The sequence below is a fragment of the Rhizobium sp. F40D2 genome, assembly GCF_051810745.2.
Taxonomy (GTDB): domain Bacteria; phylum Pseudomonadota; class Alphaproteobacteria; order Rhizobiales; family Rhizobiaceae; genus Rhizobium.
This window is the reverse complement of record NZ_CM131436.1, coordinates 3,897,832-3,914,765: the sequence shown is the minus strand read 5'-3', so window position 1 is coordinate 3,914,765 and position 16,934 is coordinate 3,897,832. Positions and strand designations below refer to the sequence as shown.

13 protein-coding genes are annotated in these 16,934 nt (G+C 61.6%); 5 read left to right on the top strand and 8 right to left on the bottom strand.

Going from position 1 to position 16,934, the window contains the following annotated elements:
* Window positions 1-86: 86 nt before the first annotated feature.
* The 3 genes from ACS4RS_RS18825 to ACS4RS_RS18815 are packed head-to-tail and all read left to right on the top strand — an operon-like array spanning window position 87 to window position 4,376.
* Window positions 87-392, top strand: coding sequence for an FAD assembly factor SdhE (locus tag ACS4RS_RS18825; protein ID WP_004680228.1), 306 nt, complete (start codon window positions 87-89; stop codon window positions 390-392).
* Window positions 389-3,892 carry a transcription-repair coupling factor gene (gene mfd, locus ACS4RS_RS18820; RefSeq protein ID WP_449313780.1) on the top strand — a complete coding sequence of 1,168 codons (3,504 nt, stop codon included), beginning with the start codon at window positions 389-391 and terminating at the stop codon, window positions 3,890-3,892. Before ACS4RS_RS18825 ends, mfd begins: the two co-directional genes overlap by 4 nt.
* Window positions 3,893-3,908: 16 nt before the next feature.
* A complete protein-coding gene (locus ACS4RS_RS18815; RefSeq protein ID WP_439009748.1) occupies window positions 3,909-4,376 on the top strand; it encodes an OsmC family protein in 468 nt (155 codons plus the stop codon).
* 22 nt (window positions 4,377-4,398) lie between these two features.
* Here ACS4RS_RS18815 and ACS4RS_RS18810 read toward each other — a convergent pair whose 3' ends face one another.
* Entirely contained in the window at window positions 4,399-5,070 is a 672-nt protein-coding gene (locus ACS4RS_RS18810; protein WP_439009749.1) for a DsbA family protein, read from the bottom strand.
* A gap of 65 nt (window positions 5,071-5,135) precedes the next feature.
* A complete protein-coding gene (locus ACS4RS_RS18805; RefSeq protein ID WP_439009750.1) occupies window positions 5,136-6,938 on the bottom strand; it encodes an extracellular solute-binding protein in 1,803 nt (600 codons plus the stop codon).
* A 284-nt stretch (window positions 6,939-7,222) separates the two neighbouring features.
* Between ACS4RS_RS18805 and ACS4RS_RS18800 the strand changes: the two genes are divergently transcribed.
* Entirely contained in the window at window positions 7,223-7,888 is a 666-nt protein-coding gene (locus ACS4RS_RS18800) for an invasion associated locus B family protein (RefSeq protein ID WP_012557658.1), read from the top strand.
* 406 nt (window positions 7,889-8,294) lie between these two features.
* Here ACS4RS_RS18800 and hspQ read toward each other — a convergent pair whose 3' ends face one another.
* The 3 genes from hspQ to ACS4RS_RS18785 form a co-directional block, all read right to left on the bottom strand.
* Window positions 8,295-8,624 (bottom strand): heat shock protein HspQ, encoded by a 330-nt coding sequence (gene hspQ / locus ACS4RS_RS18795; protein WP_003539613.1) that lies wholly within the window; start codon window positions 8,622-8,624, stop codon window positions 8,295-8,297.
* A 158-nt stretch (window positions 8,625-8,782) separates the two neighbouring features.
* On the bottom strand, window positions 8,783-10,192 hold the full coding sequence (gene glnA, locus ACS4RS_RS18790) for a type I glutamate--ammonia ligase (RefSeq protein WP_003559365.1): 1,410 nt from the start codon (window positions 10,190-10,192) through the stop codon (window positions 8,783-8,785).
* A gap of 79 nt (window positions 10,193-10,271) precedes the next feature.
* A complete protein-coding gene (locus ACS4RS_RS18785; protein ID WP_003539626.1) occupies window positions 10,272-10,610 on the bottom strand; it encodes a P-II family nitrogen regulator in 339 nt (112 codons plus the stop codon).
* A gap of 343 nt (window positions 10,611-10,953) precedes the next feature.
* On the opposite strand from ACS4RS_RS18785, the gene ACS4RS_RS18780 reads away from it, so the two are divergent.
* Window positions 10,954-12,426, top strand: coding sequence for an NAD(P)H-hydrate dehydratase (locus ACS4RS_RS18780; protein WP_439009751.1), 1,473 nt, complete (start codon window positions 10,954-10,956; stop codon window positions 12,424-12,426).
* 41 nt (window positions 12,427-12,467) lie between these two features.
* On the opposite strand, the gene ACS4RS_RS18775 is transcribed toward ACS4RS_RS18780, so the two are convergent.
* From ACS4RS_RS18775 to uvrA, 3 genes are read right to left on the bottom strand one after another with little or no spacing between them, the layout of a single operon-like run.
* Window positions 12,468-13,274 carry a DUF72 domain-containing protein gene (locus ACS4RS_RS18775; protein WP_439009752.1) on the bottom strand — a complete coding sequence of 269 codons (807 nt, stop codon included), beginning with the start codon at window positions 13,272-13,274 and terminating at the stop codon, window positions 12,468-12,470.
* Window positions 13,275-13,298: 24 nt separating this feature from the next.
* Window positions 13,299-13,760, bottom strand: a complete 462-nt coding sequence (locus ACS4RS_RS18770; RefSeq protein WP_439009753.1) for a GNAT family N-acetyltransferase — start codon at window positions 13,758-13,760, stop codon at window positions 13,299-13,301.
* Window positions 13,757-16,678: an excinuclease ABC subunit UvrA gene (gene uvrA, locus ACS4RS_RS18765; protein WP_439009754.1), complete on the bottom strand. Its 2,922-nt coding sequence runs from the start codon at window positions 16,676-16,678 to the stop codon at window positions 13,757-13,759. Before uvrA ends, ACS4RS_RS18770 begins: the two co-directional genes overlap by 4 nt.
* Window positions 16,679-16,934 lie beyond the last annotated feature (256 nt).

Below are 16,934 nucleotides of genomic sequence, written 5' to 3'. Positions count from 1 at the left end.
AAAATGCGATGAACAATGCGGCCTTGGCAAGGCTGACAAGCCGCTTTCCAGGGTCTATAGAGGCGCATCAACAGGAAGGTAATGCCATGACAGGTGTCACGCTCACGAGTGCCGGTCTCGACCCGCGCCGCCGTCGTATCCTATTCCGCTGCTGGCATCGCGGCATCCGCGAGATGGATCTGGTCTTCGGCCAGTTCGCCGAAGCCGAGATCGCGACGCTTTCGGATGCAGAGCTCGACGAGTTCGAGACGATCATGGCCGAAGAGGACAATGATCTTGTTCGCTGGATTATGGGAACATGGCCCGTCCCGGAACGTTTCCAGACGCCGATGTTTGCCCGCCTTGCTGCCTATACTCCCGATTTCGACAAGCCCCTCAGGACGCCGGAATGATCCCTGGTTTCGATGCGAAGAAGCTTGCGGCCATTGCCGAGCCGCTGACAATCGGCAATGTGCCTGTCGGCCTCGAGCCGTTGCTGCTGGCCGAGCTCGCCCGTGCAGGCGAGCCGGTCGCCTATGTCATATCAGACGGCCATCGCATGGCCGATCTCGAGCAGATGCTGGGCTTCGTCGCCCCCGATATCCCGGTTCTGACCCTGCCGGCCTGGGACTGTCTGCCCTATGACCGCGTTTCCCCCAGCGCCGATACTTCGGCCCGCCGGCTTGCCGCACTCGGCGGCCTCATCGCCCATCGGAAGAAGCCGCATGCGGCGATCGTGCTCGTCACCGCCAATGCCATGCTGCAGAAGGTGGCGCCGCAGGATGTCATCGAAAGCCTGAGCTTTTCGGCCCGTCCTGGCAACCAGCTGCGCATGGACGATCTCGCCGGGCGCCTGGAGCGCAACGGCTTCGACCGCGTCGCAACCGTTCGCGAGGTCGGCGAATATGCCGTGCGCGGCGGCATTCTCGATGTCTTCGTGCCGGGTTCGGAAGAGCCGGTCCGCCTCGACTTCTTTGGCGATACGCTGGAATCGATCCGCAGCTTCGATCCGGCCAGCCAGCGCACCACCGGCCAGGTGCGCTCCCTCGATCTCAATCCGATGAGCGAGGTGACGCTGACGCCGGATACGATCAGCCGCTTCCGCAAGAATTACCTCTCGGCCTTCGGCGCGACGACGCGTGATGACGCGCTCTATCTCGCCGTCTCCGAAGGCCGCCGTTATCCGGGCATGGAGCACTGGCTGCCGCTCTTTTACGAGAAGCTCGATACCGTCTTCGATTATCTCAGCGGCTTCCGTATTGTCACCGACAACACGGTGCGTGAGGCAGCCGAGGAGCGCTCCAAGCTGGTTTTCGATTATTATGACGCCCGCCTGAATTCCGGTCAGCCGGCCAAGGGCCAGATGGCGCAGGGCACGCCTTATAAGCCGGTGACGCCGGGCCAGCTCTATCTCGACAGCAAGCTTTTCGCCAAAACCCTCGACGCCCTCGGCGCGATCCGCATCAGCCCCTTCAACGAAATCGAAGGTGAGGCGCGCCGCGTCGTCAATATCGACGCTCGCCAGGGCCAGCGCTGGGCCCGCTCGAATGCCGAAGGCGGCGGTGATGCCGAGCGCATCAACATTTTCGACGTCGTCGTCAAACATATCGCCGACCGCCGCGCTGCCGGCGCGAAAGTGCTGGTCACCGCCTGGACCGAAGGTTCGCTGGAGCGCCTGCTGCAGGTGCTGAACGAACACGGCCTGGAAAAGGTCAAGCCGATCGAGGCGCTGAAGGATCTCGGTTCGCTAGCGCAAGGCGAGGCCGCCGCCGCAGTGCTCAATCTCGAATCCGGATTCGAGGCGGGCGATCTCGTCGTTATCGGCGAGCAGGATATCCTCGGCGACCGCATGGTGCGCCGCTCCAAGCGCCGCAAGCGCGCCGCCGATTTCATCGCCGAGGTCGCCGGCCTCGACGAGGGCTCGATCGTCGTCCACGCCGAACACGGCATCGGCCGCTTCATCGGGCTGAAGACCATCGAGGCCGCGGGCGCGCCGCATGCCTGCCTCGAACTGCAATATGCCGATGAGGCGAAACTCTTCCTGCCGGTCGAAAACATCGATCTTCTCTCCCGCTACGGCGGCGAGGGTACCGAGGCGCAGCTCGACAAGCTCGGCGGCGGCGCCTGGCAGATGCGCAAGGCCAAGCTGAAGAAGCGCTTGCTCGACATGGCGGATGCGTTGATCCGCATCGCCGCCGAGCGGCTGACGCGCCACGCGCCGATGCTGACGACGCCGGACGGCCTATACGACGAATTTGCCGCCCGCTTCCCCTATGATGAGACCGAGGACCAGGACAACGCCATCGACGCGGTGCGCTCCGATCTCGGCGCCGGCCGGCCGATGGATCGTCTCGTATGCGGCGATGTCGGCTTCGGCAAGACGGAAGTGGCGTTGCGCGCCGCCTTCGTCGCCGCGATGAATGGCGTCCAGGTTGCCATCGTCGTGCCGACGACACTGCTTTCCCGCCAGCATTTCAAGACCTTTTCCGAGCGATTCCGCGGCCTGCCGGTGCGCATCCAGCAGGCCTCACGCCTGGTTGGGGCCAAGGAGCTGGCGCTGACCAAGAAGGAAGTCGCCGAAGGCAAGACTGATATTGTGGTCGGCACGCATGCGCTGCTCGGCGCCGGCATCAACTTTGCCAATCTCGGCCTGCTCGTCATCGATGAGGAGCAGCATTTCGGCGTCAAGCACAAGGAGCGGCTGAAGGAGCTCAAGAGCGACGTGCACGTGCTGACGCTGTCGGCGACGCCGATCCCGCGCACGCTGCAGCTGGCCATGACCGGGGTGCGCGAATTGTCGCTGATCACCACACCGCCGGTCGACCGCATGGCGGTGCGCACCTTCATCTCGCCCTTCGACAGCCTGGTCATCCGCGAGACGCTGATGCGCGAGCACTATCGCGGCGGTCAGAGCTTCTATGTCTGCCCCAGGCTTGCCGATCTTACCGATGTGCATGCCTTCCTGCAGTCCGACGTGCCGGAGCTGAAGGTCGCCGTCGCCCACGGCCAGATGCCGGCCGGCGAACTCGAAGACATCATGAACGCCTTCTATGATGGCCGTTACGACGTGCTGCTGTCGACCACCATCGTAGAATCCGGCCTCGATGTGCCGACAGCCAACACGCTGATCGTCCACCGCGCCGATATGTTCGGCCTCGCTCAGCTCTATCAGCTGCGCGGCCGCGTCGGCCGCTCGAAGGTGCGCGCTTTCGCGCTCTTCACCCTGCCTGTGAATAAGGTGCTGACGGCAACCGCCGACCGCCGGCTGAAGGTGCTGCAGTCGCTGGATACACTCGGCGCCGGCTTCCAGCTGGCCAGCCACGACCTCGATATCCGCGGCGCCGGCAACCTGCTCGGCGAAGAGCAGTCCGGCCACATCAAGGAGGTCGGCTTCGAACTCTACCAGCAGATGCTCGAAGAGGCGGTCGCCGAGGTCAAGGGTGTCGACGAGATCCACGACACCGGCTGGTCGCCGCAAATCTCCGTCGGCACGACGGTGATGATCCCGGAGGGCTATGTGCCCGATCTGCATCTGCGCATGGCGCTTTACCGCCGTCTCGGCGAAATCACCGAACTCAAGGAAATCGATGGCTTCGGCGCCGAGATGATCGACCGTTTCGGGCCGATGCCGATCGAAGTCCAGCATCTCTTGAAGATCGTCTACATCAAGTCGCTCTGCCGCACCGCCAATGTCGAAAAGCTCGACGCCGGTCCAAAGGGCGTCGTCGTGCAGTTCCGCAACAAGGAATTCCCCAATCCGGCAAATCTCGTCGGCTACATCGGCAAGCAGGGCGCGATGGCGAAGATCCGCCCCGACCACAGCCTGTTCCTGACCCGCGACCTGCCGACCCCGGAAAAGCGCCTGCAGGGCGCTGCCGTGATCATGACGCAGCTGGCCGAGATGGCGAAATAAACAAAGGGAGACCGAGATGGCGACATACGGCACGACGATCGCCTGGCAGCGCAACGGCGAGACCTTCACCGACAATCGCTACAGCCGCGCCCACCGCTGGACCTTCGACGGCGGCATCGAGCTGCGCGCATCCTCGTCTGCCCACGTCGTTCCGCTGCCTTATTCCGCCGAGGACGCCGTCGATCCGGAGGAGGCGTTCGTCGCCTCGCTCTCCAGCTGCCATATGCTCTGGTTCCTGTCGATTGCCGCCAAACAGCGCTTCTGCGTCGACAGCTACACCGATGCCGCCGAGGGCCTCATGCAGAAGAATGCCGAAGGCCGTCTCGCCATGACTGTCGTGACGCTCCGCCCGCATGTCGTCTTCTCCGGCGATAAGCAGCCCTCGCTAAGCGAGTTCGAAGCCCTGCATCATCGCGCCCACGAGGAATGCTTCATCGCCAATTCGGTGAAGACCGAGGTGCGCTGCGTTCCGGTTCTGGGGTGAGCTGAGCCCGTCGTCGGGCTTGTTAGTTGAGCCCCGATCGCGCCTCGGCCTTGGCCTTGGCGATATCGCGCAGCGCATTCGCCAGCACATCCGGCGTCTGCGCCCCGCTGACAGCATATTGCTGGTCGAAGATGAAGAAGGGCACGCCGTTGACGCCCATCTCCTGCGCCGCCGTGATCTCGGCGACGATCAGATCGCGATCGGCATCGGAGGCAAGCAGCGAGGCGATGACCGAGCGGTCGAGGCCGGCCTTTTCGGCGATGTCGAGCAGCACCGCATGGTCGCCGACATTGCGGCCTTCCTCGAAATTCGCCTTGAACAGCGCGGCAACGGCCTTGTCCTGCTTCTCGCGGCCTTCGATCATCGCCCAGTGAATCAGCCGATGCGCATCGAGCGTGTTCGGGCCGATCTTGATCGCTTCGAAATCGAAGGCGATGCCGACCTCGCGGCCTAAATCGGTCAGCATCTTATGGGCTTGCGCCACGCGCTCCTCGCCGCCAAGCTTCTTAGCCAACGCCTTCTTCTGGTCGACGCCCTCCTTGGGATAGTCGGGATTGAGCCGGTACGGCCGCCAGTTGATGTCGACGCCGATTTCGTCCTGCACCTCGGCGATGGCGAGTTCCAGCCGCGCCTTGCCGAGATAGCACCAGGGGCAGACGACATCCGAGACGACGTCGATGGTGATACGCTCCATGATGATCTTCCTTATGTCTAGGCGTCTCCGAAGGGAGACATAAAGGCCGGGCGGTTCGGCTGCTTCTACTGCGCGCTCGTATCCCACCATACCGGCAGTTGATAGCCATTGAGCGGCACGCTGTCGGGGTGGCCGATGCGTTTGCTGTGGGCCACCCATTGCTGGTCGATATGATAGAGCGGCAGCACGTAATGGCCGGAAAGCAGCAGCCGATCGTAGGAGCGCACCGCCGCGGTGAAATCCTCAGCCGAGCGTGCCCTGAGCAGGTGGTCGATCAGCTTGTCGATATCGGGATCATTGGCGCCGGCAAAGCTGTCCGTACCCTCGCGCGTGCGCGCAGCCGACGACCAGCGGCCGAGCTGTTCGTTTCCGGGCGACAGCGACGATGTATAGGACTTCATGATCATGTCGTAGTCGAAACTGTTCGTCCGGCTCTGGTATTGCGAATCGTCGACGGTGCGGATCGAAGCGGCGATGCCGATTGTCTGCAGCGAACGCTGATAGGCAATGGCGAGTTTCTCCTGATCGGCATTCTGCGTCATGATCTCGAAGGCGAGCTGGCGGCCGGAGGCATCCAGCATCTTGCCGCCCTGGATCGTATAGCCGCCCTGTTTCAACAGTCCGACGGCCTGCTTCAGCACATCGCGGTCGCGGCCCGAGCCGTCGGTGACCGGCAGCTTGTAGGTGCCGTCGAGAATCGCGGGTGCGATTTTGTCCTTGATCGGCCCGAGCAGCGCAAGCTCGGCCGCATTGGCGGGAACGCCGAAACTGGACAGCTCGGAATTCTGCCAGAAGCTCTGGGTGCGCTTATAGGCGCCGGAATAAAGGTTCTTGTTTGCCCATTCGAAATCGAACACCAGCGACAGGCCCTCGCGCACCTTGGTGTCGGCAAAGATCGGTCGGCGCGTGTTGAAAACGAAGCCGAGCATGCCGCTCGGCAGTTTCGGTGTGAATACGTCCTTGACGACGGCGCCTGAGGTGACCGCAGGGAAATTATAGGCATTGGCCCAATGGCCGGGATTGCCGTCGGGATAGACGTCGACATCACCCTTCTTGAAGGCCTCGAACAGCGTCGTATCCTGCAGGAAATACTGGACGGTGATCTGATCGTAATTGTCGGTGCCGACCTTGGAGGGAATGTCCTTGCCCCAGTAATTGGGATCGCGCTCATAGGTGATGCTCTCACCGGGCTTTACGGTCTTCACCTTGTAGGGACCGGATCCCACAGGCGGCGTCAGCGACGAACGGTCGAAGGTTTCCGGATCGATCGCATGTTTCGGCAGGACCGGGAAAAGACCGAAAATCAGCGGCGTCTCGCGGTCAGCCTTGTCGTTGAAGGTGAAGCGCACGCTGTTTTCACCGACCTTTTCCATCTTGGCGACGACGTTGAGGCGGTTGGCGAAGGGCACCCGCCCCTTGTCGCGCATCAGCTCGAAGGTGAACATCACATCCTCGGGCGTCACCGGTTGGCCATCGGCCCATTTCGCCTTCGGATTGAGGTTGAACTGGATGAAGCTCCGGGCGTCGTCCCATTCCACCGTCTCGGCAAGAAGGCCGTAGAGCGTGAAGGGCTCATCCCTGGAGCGCTGCATCAGCGATTCGTAGACGAGATTGCCATATTCCGGATCCCACATGCCGCGCGCCGTCGTGCGCATGCTTTTCAGGATGAACGGGTTGAGGCTGTCGAAGGTGCCGACGACGCCGTAGGTGATCTTGCCGCCCTTCTTCACATCGGGATTGACGTAAGGGAAGTGTTTGTAATCAGCCGGCAAGGCCGGTTCGCCATGCATCGCGATGCCATGCAGCGGCTCCGCGGCAACAGCGCCGCACAGCAGCGAGAGGACGAGGGGGACGACGATCCGGAGCATTCGGCAATCCTTGCAACCACGAAAACGGGCATGATTCACCGCGGAGATTATCATGGGGTCGAGCGATTCCAACACGAAGCGGCGATTTCTTTGGCATCGCGACGAAATGCTCCTCAAATTGCCAAAGAAAAGCTGGATATCTTGAACGCTGCGATGTAACAGGTGAACCCGAAGTTTCGGGGTCATGCATTTGCCTTATTTTTTTAAGAGGTGGGTGCCGAACGACCCGATGGTTGGGGCGGCAAGTCGCTGCCCCGAACGGATATCAGGAGACGGAATTCGTTATGATGTTCAAGTCTGAAAAGAAAATGCGGGCAGCGCTGTCCGTTCTGGCAGTGATGTTCGGCGCCGCTTCGGCTCCGGTCTCCTCCTTCGCACAGGATGCGGCGGCACAGGCTCCGGCCGATGCCCCGGCGCAGGCCACTGGAGCGCCAAAGCTTGGCTGGTACAAGACCTGCAGCAAGCAGGAAGACAACGACATCTGTGTTGTCCAGAACCTAATTCTCGCCAATGGCGGCCAGCTTGTCACGGCCGTCGGCCTGATCTCGGTCTCCGGCAAGATCAACCGCAAGCTGCTGCAGGTGTCGGTTCCCACGGCACGCCTGATCCCCCCGGGCGTCATCATGCAGATCGACGGCGGCAAGGGCCAGAAGCTCGACTACGCCGTCTGCCTGCCGGACAAGTGCACGGCCGAAGTCCCGCTGACCGACGCGATGATCGCCAGCCTCAAGAAGGGCAGCGACGTGATCTTCACCTCGATCAACTTCCGCCGCGCCCCGAACCCGATCAAGATTTCGCTCGAAGGCTTCACTGGCGCTTATGACGGCGAACCGGTTTCCGAATCCAAGCTCGCTGAAAGCCAGCGCAGCCTGCAGGACAGCATGCAGAAGAAGGCCGAAGAAGCCCGCAAGAAGCTGGAAGACGCCCAGAAGGCAGCCAAGGCGCAGTAATCCCTGCTGCCATATCGAATAGAACCCGGCTTCGCGCCGGGTTTTTTATTGATAAGCGGCTATCTCTGCTTTGCGCCGGCTGTCCGGTTCGCGGTGATGTCAGCCCCTCACCCTAACCCTCTCCCCGTAATCGGGGCGAGGGGACGTGCCCTGCTTGAGGCCAGCGAGGGACGGAGACGTTGCGGCATATCCCCTTCGCCCCGTTTACGGGGGTCCGAAGGACGGGTCGAGACCCGTGGCTCGACCCCGGTCGGTGGCGGCAGCCGGATGAAGGGCTTTCCGGCGAAAGGCAAAGAGAAATTGGCAGGTATTGTCAGTAGCTTAACCGGACAATGCGGATTTAGCGCCAAAAGAAAAGGCCTCGCTGGGAGAGGCGAGGCCTTGTTCCTTGATCGGCACCTTTGATTTAATGGGCGAAGCTCATCTTGGGTTTGAACTGCCCAGACGGGGCCTGATCGAAAATCTGGTAGATTTGTGGGTTGCGAAGCGGCGTGCCGCTTTCATCGTTCATCAGGTTCTGCTCGGAGACATAAGCGACATATTCGCTTTCGTCATTTTCGGCGAGCAGGTGATAGAAGGGCTGGTCTCTGCTCGGGCGCACCTCGGCCGGAATGGAATTCCACCACTCCTCCGTATTCGCGAACTCCGGATCAACGTCGAAGATGACGCCGCGAAACGGGAAAACCTTGTGCCGGACCACTTCGCCGATACTGAACTTTGCTACTCTTTCTTTCATGGTACGACTTCCTTTCATCACCAAATTTGGTGATTGGTGCCGCGCAAATCAAGATTTTTGCGCAAGCGCGTCACATGAACGTCATATCCTCCTGCTGGCGTCCATGACCCTGGGAGGGGAAAGCCCCGGCACACCGGGACTTTCCGTGTTCAGGCCGATCAGGCCGAATAGTACATGTCGTATTCGACAGGATGCGGCGTCATTTCGAAACGCATCACCTCTGCCATCTTCAGTTCGATGAAGGCATCGATCTGGTCGTCGTCGAACACGCCGCCGGCCGTCAGGAACTTGCGGTCCTTGTCGAGGCTTTCGAGGGCTTCGCGCAACGAGCCGCAGACGGTCGGGATCTTCTTCAATTCCTTCGGCGGCAGGTCGTAGAGATCCTTGTCCATGGCCTTGCCGGGATGGATCTTGTTCTTGATGCCGTCGAGGCCGGCCATCAGCATGGCGGCGAAGGCGAGATAGGGGTTGGCGGTCGGATCCGGGAAACGGACTTCGACACGCTTTGCCTTCGGATTGGTGCCGAACGGAATGCGGCAGGAGGCCGAGCGGTTGCGCGCGGAGTAAGCCAGCAGAACCGGTGCCTCATAGCCCGGGACGAGACGCTTGTAGGAGTTCGTCGACGGATTGGTGAAGGCGTTGATCGCCTTGGCATGTTTGATGATGCCGCCGATGTAGTAGAGGCAGCTCTCGGAGAGACCCGCATATTCGTCGCCGGCGAAGGTCGGCTTGCCGCCCTTCCAGATCGACTGGTGCACGTGCATGCCCGAGCCGTTGTCGCCGAAGATCGGCTTCGGCATGAAGGTCGCCGTCTTGCCATAGGCATTGGCCACCTGATGCACGACGTATTTGTAGATCTGCATCTTGTCGGCGTTGCGCACCAGCGTGTCGAACTTGATACCGAGTTCGTGCTGGGCAGCGGCCACTTCATGGTGATGTTTTTCGACGACGACACCCATCTCCGAGAGAACCGTCAGCATTTCCGAACGCATGTCCTGGGCGCTGTCAACCGGCGGAACCGGGAAATAGCCGCCCTTGACGCGCGGGCGATGGCCGAGGTTGCCGGTTTCGTAATCGGTGTCGTCATTAGACGGCAGTTCGGTCGAATCGAGCTTGAAGCCGGTATTGTAAGGATCGGCCTTGTACTTGACGTCGTCGAAGACGAAGAATTCGGCTTCCGGGCCGACGAAGATCGTGTCGCCGATGCCGGATGCCTTGAGATAGGCTTCGGCCTTCTTGGCCGTGCCGCGCGGATCGCGGTTATAAGCCTCGCCGGAAACCGGATCGAGAATATCGCAGACGATGACCATGGTCGACTGAGCGAAGAACGGGTCCATATGCACCGTCTCGGTGTCGGGCATCAGCACCATGTCGGACTCGTTGATGGCCTTCCAGCCGCCGATCGAGGAGCCGTCGAACATCACGCCGTCAGCGAACATGTCCTCGTCGACGCAGACCACGTCCATCGTCACATGCTGCAGCTTGCCCTTTGGGTCGGTGAAGCGCAGATCGACGAACTTTACGTCGTTCTCCTTGATCTGCTTCAGAATTTCGCTTGCGGTCGCCATTAAATACCTTCCTCCGATTTACGATGACAATACATGGCTGCGCTGACCGTATCGAACTTTGCGCGCTTGGCAAAGTGGGTCAGATGGCGTCGATGCCGGTCTCGCCGGTGCGGATACGGATAACTTCTTCGACGTTGGAGACGAAGATTTTTCCGTCGCCGATACGGCCGGTCTGCGCCGCTTTGCGGATCGCGTCGATGACGGCTTCCGCGTTTTCGTCGGCCAGGACGACTTCGACTTTGACCTTCGGCAGGAAGTCGACGACGTATTCGGCTCCGCGGTAAAGTTCCGTGTGACCCTTCTGACGGCCGAAACCCTTGGCCTCAGTGACCGTGATACCCTGCAGGCCGACTTCCTGAAGAGCTTCCTTCACTTCGTCCAGCTTGAAAGGCTTAATGATCGCTTCGATCTTTTTCATGAGAAAATGTCTCTCCGCTTCTCCCGTTATGGCAGGAATTTTCCCGCTCGCCGGATATGATGCAGATATCGTGCCAGTTTGAAATCCGTCTTCTTAAAAAAATCCACGGATTTTGCCGAAACCGCCGCATTTGCGGAGATTCTGATGTCGATTTGGTGACAAAACAGTCGCGAAACTCTGCCCTTCGATCAAAAACATATCGAAAATCTGAAAAAACCCATGTTTAAGGAGTCGCGCAACCACGTCTGCGCAAGATGAAAATATAGGCAAATGCACAAAAGTGGTTCTTTTCTTTCTGATTTCAGGCGGTTGTTTTTTAGGCGTTTTTCGATTGAATAGGCCGATGAGCCACCAACTGTCCGACCTCCTTCTCACGCCTGCCGAGATGGCCGCCGTCGATACCGCTGCTGCCGCATCCGGTATCGATTCTTTTGGCCTGATGGAAAGGGCCGGTGCGGCGGCTGCGGCTGCGGCCCTGCGCCTTCATCCCGGAGCCTTGCGCTTCGTCGTGCTCTGCGGGCCGGGCAACAATGGCGGCGACGCCTATGTCGCCGCACGACATCTGCAGGAGGGCGGGGCTCGCGTGGCGCTCTTCCACCTTGGCGATCCCTCCAGGCTGAAGGGCGATGCGGCCCGTGCGAAAGCCGGATGCGCGCTGCGGGGCGAACCGCTCCAGCTCTATAGTCCCGAAAGCGGCGACGTCGTCATTGACGGCCTGTTCGGTGCGGGGCTCGCCCGCAATGTGCCAGCCGATGTCCGCACGGTGATCGAGCGGGTGGCCGAGGCCGGTCTTCCCGTGCTGGCCATCGATCTGCCCTCCGGCCTGGACGGCCGCACCGGCCGGGTGCTGGGCGCTGCCTTCCGGGCCAGCAACACCATCACCTTCATGACCCGCAAGCCCGGCCATCTGCTGATGCCGGGCAGGGAGCTGTGCGGTGAGTTGGAGGTCTTCGATATCGGCATTCCCGCCCGCATCATCAGGGCGGAGGCGAGCGGCGTCATCGCCGAGAACAGGCCGGGCGCCTGGAAGGGTGCGCTGCCGGCCGAACAGCTGGAAACCCACAAATACAAGCGCGGTCATCTGGTCGTCTTCTCAGGCGAGGCCGACAAGACGGGTGCTGCGCGCATGTCGGCGATCTCGGGCCTGAAGGCGGGCGCCGGCCTGGTGACGATCGCAACGCTCGGCGCGGCAATGGCTGCCAATGCCGCGCATCTCACCGCCGTCATGCTGCATGCGATCAACGACCTGGCCGACCTCGAAGACTGGCTCACCGACAAGCGGCTGCAAACCTTCGTTCTCGGCCCCGGTTTCGGCATCGGCGCCAGGGCGCGCGCCTTCGTCTCGGCCCTTGCCGAACGCCGGCTGGTGCTCGATGCCGACGGCATCTCCTCGTTCAAGGACGATCCGCAACAGCTTTTCGATCTTTTCGGCGGTGAGCCGCGCCTGGTGCTGACGCCGCATGAGGGCGAATTTTCGCGGCTCTTTCCCGATATCGGCAGCGACGATGCGCTGGGGAAGGTGGACACGGCCCTGGCCGCAGCCCGACGCGCCAACGCCGCGATCGTCTATAAAGGCGCCGATACCGTCATCGCCGCGCCGGACGGCCGCGCGCTGATCAATACCAACGCGCCTGCCTGGCTTGCCACCGCAGGTTCCGGCGACGTTCTCGCCGGCATCATCGGCGGACTGCTCGCCCAAGGCCTGCCGGCTTTCGAGGCCGCGGCCGCCGGCGTCTGGCTGCATGGAGAGGCCGCCCACCGTGCCGGCAAGGGGCTGACGGCGGAAGACCTCGCCACTCACGTCTTGCCGCTTTAGTCCGGTCGGTGCATAGCCGCTCCGAGGCTCGGGGCGCTGACTTACTCCGCCAGCAGCTTCTGCAGGGCTATCGCCCCATGCGGCGCATTGACCTTGCCCTCATGGATCATGAAGGCGAAAACGTCGCGCGGCTCGGCCTTGACCTTGCGATCCCCGTCGATCAACGGCAGATCGTCGGGAACCTTGCCTTCGGCCCAGGTCTCGAGCCGGCCCGCCCAGGCCTTCAGGTCCTTGTCGGGGTAGCAGCTCGCAATGTCGTCCGATCCCTTCTGCAGCCTGGCATAGACGAAATCGGCCGTCACGTCGGCGATCATCGGATATTCGAAATGTTCGGCGCAAACAGGCGCCACGCCGTATTTGGCAAGCAGCGCCACGAATTCCGGGACCTTGAAGGAATCGTGGCGGACCTCGACCACGTGGCGGAGCGCCAGCCCGTCCTGCTTGTCCGGCAGCAGCTTCAGGAAGGCCTCGAAATCGTCCGGATCGAACTTCTTTGTCGGCGCGAACTGCCAGAGTAGCGGTCCGAGATGATCGCCGAGCTCGCTGATTCCCGATGACAGGAACCGCTCCATCGATTCACCGGCTTCGGCAAGCACCCGCCGATTGGTGACGAACCGCGTCGCCTTCAGCGAAAAGATGAAGCCGTCGGGCACATCGGCTGCCCATTTCGCGAAGACCGCCGGCTTCTGGGTGCTGTAATAGGTGCCGTTGACCTCGATGACCTTCAACTGGCGGCTGGCAAAGTTCAGCTCGTCCTTCTGTTTCAGGTCATCGGGAAAGAAATGCCCGCGCCAGGGCTCGAAGGTCCAGCCGCCGATGCCAGTGCGGATAGTGCCGGATTTCGTCATGTTGTCCTCCCCATTCGCAGCCGCTCAGGCTGCGTTGATCTGTTTCGTCATGTCGACGAGGGTCCATCCTGGCCGATAAGGGTTCGGCCGGCGACCCGTTTCCTGAAACCCGAAGGCGCTGTAAAGCGCGATATTCCGTTCCATAAGGGCATTGGTGTAGAGCCGGATCTCACGCTGCGCCCATTCGTGCGCCTTGCCCTCCAGCCAATGGAGCATCGCCAACCCATGCCCGCCACCCTGAAAGGCCGGCGAGACTGCGATGCTGTATAGCAAGAGGTGATCTGAATGCTGCTCGACGACCATCAGGCCGGCCGTTTCGTCGGCGACCTCGCGCAGCCAGACCTCGCCGCGCGCGATCCGTGGCGTATAGTCTTCCGCCACCGGGATCGGCGGAGCGCCGAACAGCTCGGTATAGGGCTGATAGGCGGCTGCCGTCAGCGTCGCGACCCTTTCCAGATCATCGGGCGACGCCGGCTTCATCGTCATTCCGCCGCAACCGCCTTCTTCGCCGGCCGCCGCTCCAGCAATTCCTTGAGGAACTGTCCGGTATAGGAGCGCTTCTCCTTGACGATCGCCTCCGGCGTGCCGAAAGCCACGATCTCGCCGCCGCCATCGCCGCCTTCGGGGCCGAAATCGAGCACCCAGTCGGCCGTCTTGATGACTTCGAGATTGTGCTCGATCACCACCACGGAATTGCCCTGGTTCACCAGTTCGTGCAGCATTTCGAGCAGCTTGGCGACGTCGTGAAAATGCAGGCCGGTCGTCGGTTCGTCGAGAATATAGAGCGTGCGTCCCGTCGAGCGTTTCGACAGCTCCTTGGCGAGCTTGACGCGCTGCGCCTCGCCGCCGGAAAGCGTGTTCGCCTGCTGGCCGACCTTGATGTAACCAAGGCCGACATCCTTCAGCGCCTGCAGCTTGTCGCGCACGGCGGGTACTGCCGCGAAGAAATCGACGCCTTCCTCCACCGTCATATCGAGCACGTCGGCGATCGACTTCTGCTTGAAAGTAACGTCGAGCGTCTCTCTATTATAGCGCTTGCCGTGGCAGACGTCGCAGGTGACGTAGACATCAGGCAGGAAGTGCATTTCGATCTTGATGACGCCGTCGCCCTGGCAGGCCTCGCAGCGCCCGCCCTTGACGTTGAAGGAGAAGCGGCCCGGCTGGTAGCCGCGCGCCTTTGCTTCCGGCAGGCCGGCGAACCAGTCGCGGATCGGTGTGAAGGCGCCGGTATAGGTCGCCGGATTCGAGCGCGGCGTACGGCCGATCGGCGACTGGTCGATATCGATCACCTTGTCGATATGCTCGAAGCCGTCGATGCGGTCATGGTCGGCAGGGTTTTCGCGTGCGCCCATGACCCGCCTTGCGGCCGATTTATACAGCGTCTCGATCAGGAAGGTGGATTTGCCGCCGCCGGAAACGCCGGTCACCGCCGTGAACACGCCGAGCGGGATTGCCGCCGTGACGTTCTTCAGATTGTTGCCGCGCGCCCCGACCACTTTGATCTCGCGGCCCTTTTTCTGCTTGCGGCGCTCGTGGGGAACGGGAACGCCGAGTTCGCCGGACAGATATTTTCCGGTCAGCGACTTCGGATTGTCCATAATATCCTGCGGCGTGCCGTGGGCGATGACCTGGCCGCCGTGAATGCCGGCGGCCGGGCCGATATCGACCACGTCGTCGGCTGTCATGATCGCATCTTCGTCATGTTCGACGACGATGACGGTGTTGCCGATGTCGCGCAGGTGCTTCAGCGTGTCGAGCAGCCGGGCATTGTCGCGCTGATGCAGGCCGATCGACGGCTCGTCGAGCACGTAGAGCACACCCGTCAGCCCCGAACCGATCTGCGAGGCCAGCCGGATACGCTGGCTTTCGCCGCCCGACAGCGTGCCGGAGTTGCGCGACAGGCTCAGATATTCCAGGCCGACATCGTTGAGGAAGCGCAGCCGGTCGCGGATTTCCTTGAGGATGCGCACGGCGATTTCGTTCTGCTTGGCGTTGAAGCTTGCCGGCAGCGTCTCGAACCAGTCGCGGGCGACGCGGATCGACATGCCGGTGACCTCACCGATATGCAGCGTGTTGATCTTCACCGCCAGCGCTTCCGGTTTCAGGCGAAAGCCGTTGCAGGACGGGCAGGGGGCCGCCGACATGAAGCGCTCGATGTCCTCGCGCGCCCAGGCGGAATCGGTCTCCTTCCAGCGGCGCTCGAGATTGGTGATGATGCCTTCGAAATTCTTCTGCGTCGTATATGAGCGGGCGCCGTCGGCATAATGGAATTCGATCTTGTCGTCGGTGCCGTTGAGGATGACGTCCTTTGCCTCGTCGGAAAGATCGTTCCAGCGAGTGCCTAGCTTGAACCCGTAATGTTTGCCGAGCGCCTCGAGCGTCTGGTTGTAATAGGGCGAGGTCGACTTGGCCCAGGGGGCGATTGCGCCGTCGCGTAGTGTCCGCTCGGGCTCGGGCACGATCAGGTCAGGGTCGATCTTCTGCTGGGCGCCGAGGCCGTCGCAGGTCGGGCAGGCGCCGAAGGGATTGTTGAAGGAGAACAGCCTGGGTTCGATCTCGGGAATGGTGAAGCCGGAAACCGGGCAGGCGAATTTCTCCGAAAACAGCACGCGCTCATGCGTCTCGTTCAGCGACTTGTTGGCCGAGCCGCCGGCCGAAGTCTCTTCCGGCGGCAGCGGCTTGTCGGCAAATTCGGCAACCGCCAGCCCGTCGGCGAGCTTCAGGCAGGTCTCCAGGCTGTCGGCCAGGCGGGCCGAGACATCCGAGCGCACGACGATGCGGTCGACCACCACGTCGATGTCGTGCTTGTATTTCTTGTCGAGTACCGGCGCTTCAGCGATCTCGTAGAACTGCCCGTCGACCTTGACGCGCTGGAAGCCCTTCTTCATCAGTTCCGCCAGTTCCTTCTTGTACTCGCCCTTGCGCCCGCGCACGAGCGGCGCGAGAATATAAAGACGGGTGCCCTCGCCGAAATCGAGGATACGGTCGACCATCTGGCTGACCGTCTGGCTCTGGATCGGCAGGCCGGTCGCCGGCGAATAAGGAACGCCGACGCGGGCAAAGAGCAGGCGCATATAGTCGTAGATCTCGGTGACGGTGCCGACCGTCGAGCGCGGGTTGCGCGAGGTGGTCTTCTGCTCGATCGAGATCGCCGGCGACAGCCCGTCGATCTGGTCGACGTCGGGCTTCTGCATCATCTCGAGGAACTGCCGGGCATAGGCCGACAGGCTCTCGACATAACGGCGCTGGCCCTCGGCATAGATCGTGTCGAAGGCCAGGGAGGACTTGCCGGAGCCCGAAAGCCCGGTCATGACGATCAGCTTGTTGCGCGGCAGATCGAGATCGATGCCCTTGAGATTGTGCTCGCGCGCGCCGCGGATGGAGATCGTCTTCAGTTCGCTCATCGTCTCAGCTTGGTCCTTTGGGATAACAGCCCTTATTTAGTGATGCCGACCGGCGAGTCGAGGCTGAATGTCCGCAACACTGAAGGTTTTCGATTCTGTTGACAGGATCATACGGATAAACTAGAACAAATAAAGAACAAAATTCCTGATGGATGCATGCGGCTTTCTGATGGATAAACATGTGGATTAAATGCCGCCCATGCGCATCGGCGGTCCGTGATGGTTTAAGGTGCGCCGATCGATTAAACGCCGCCGG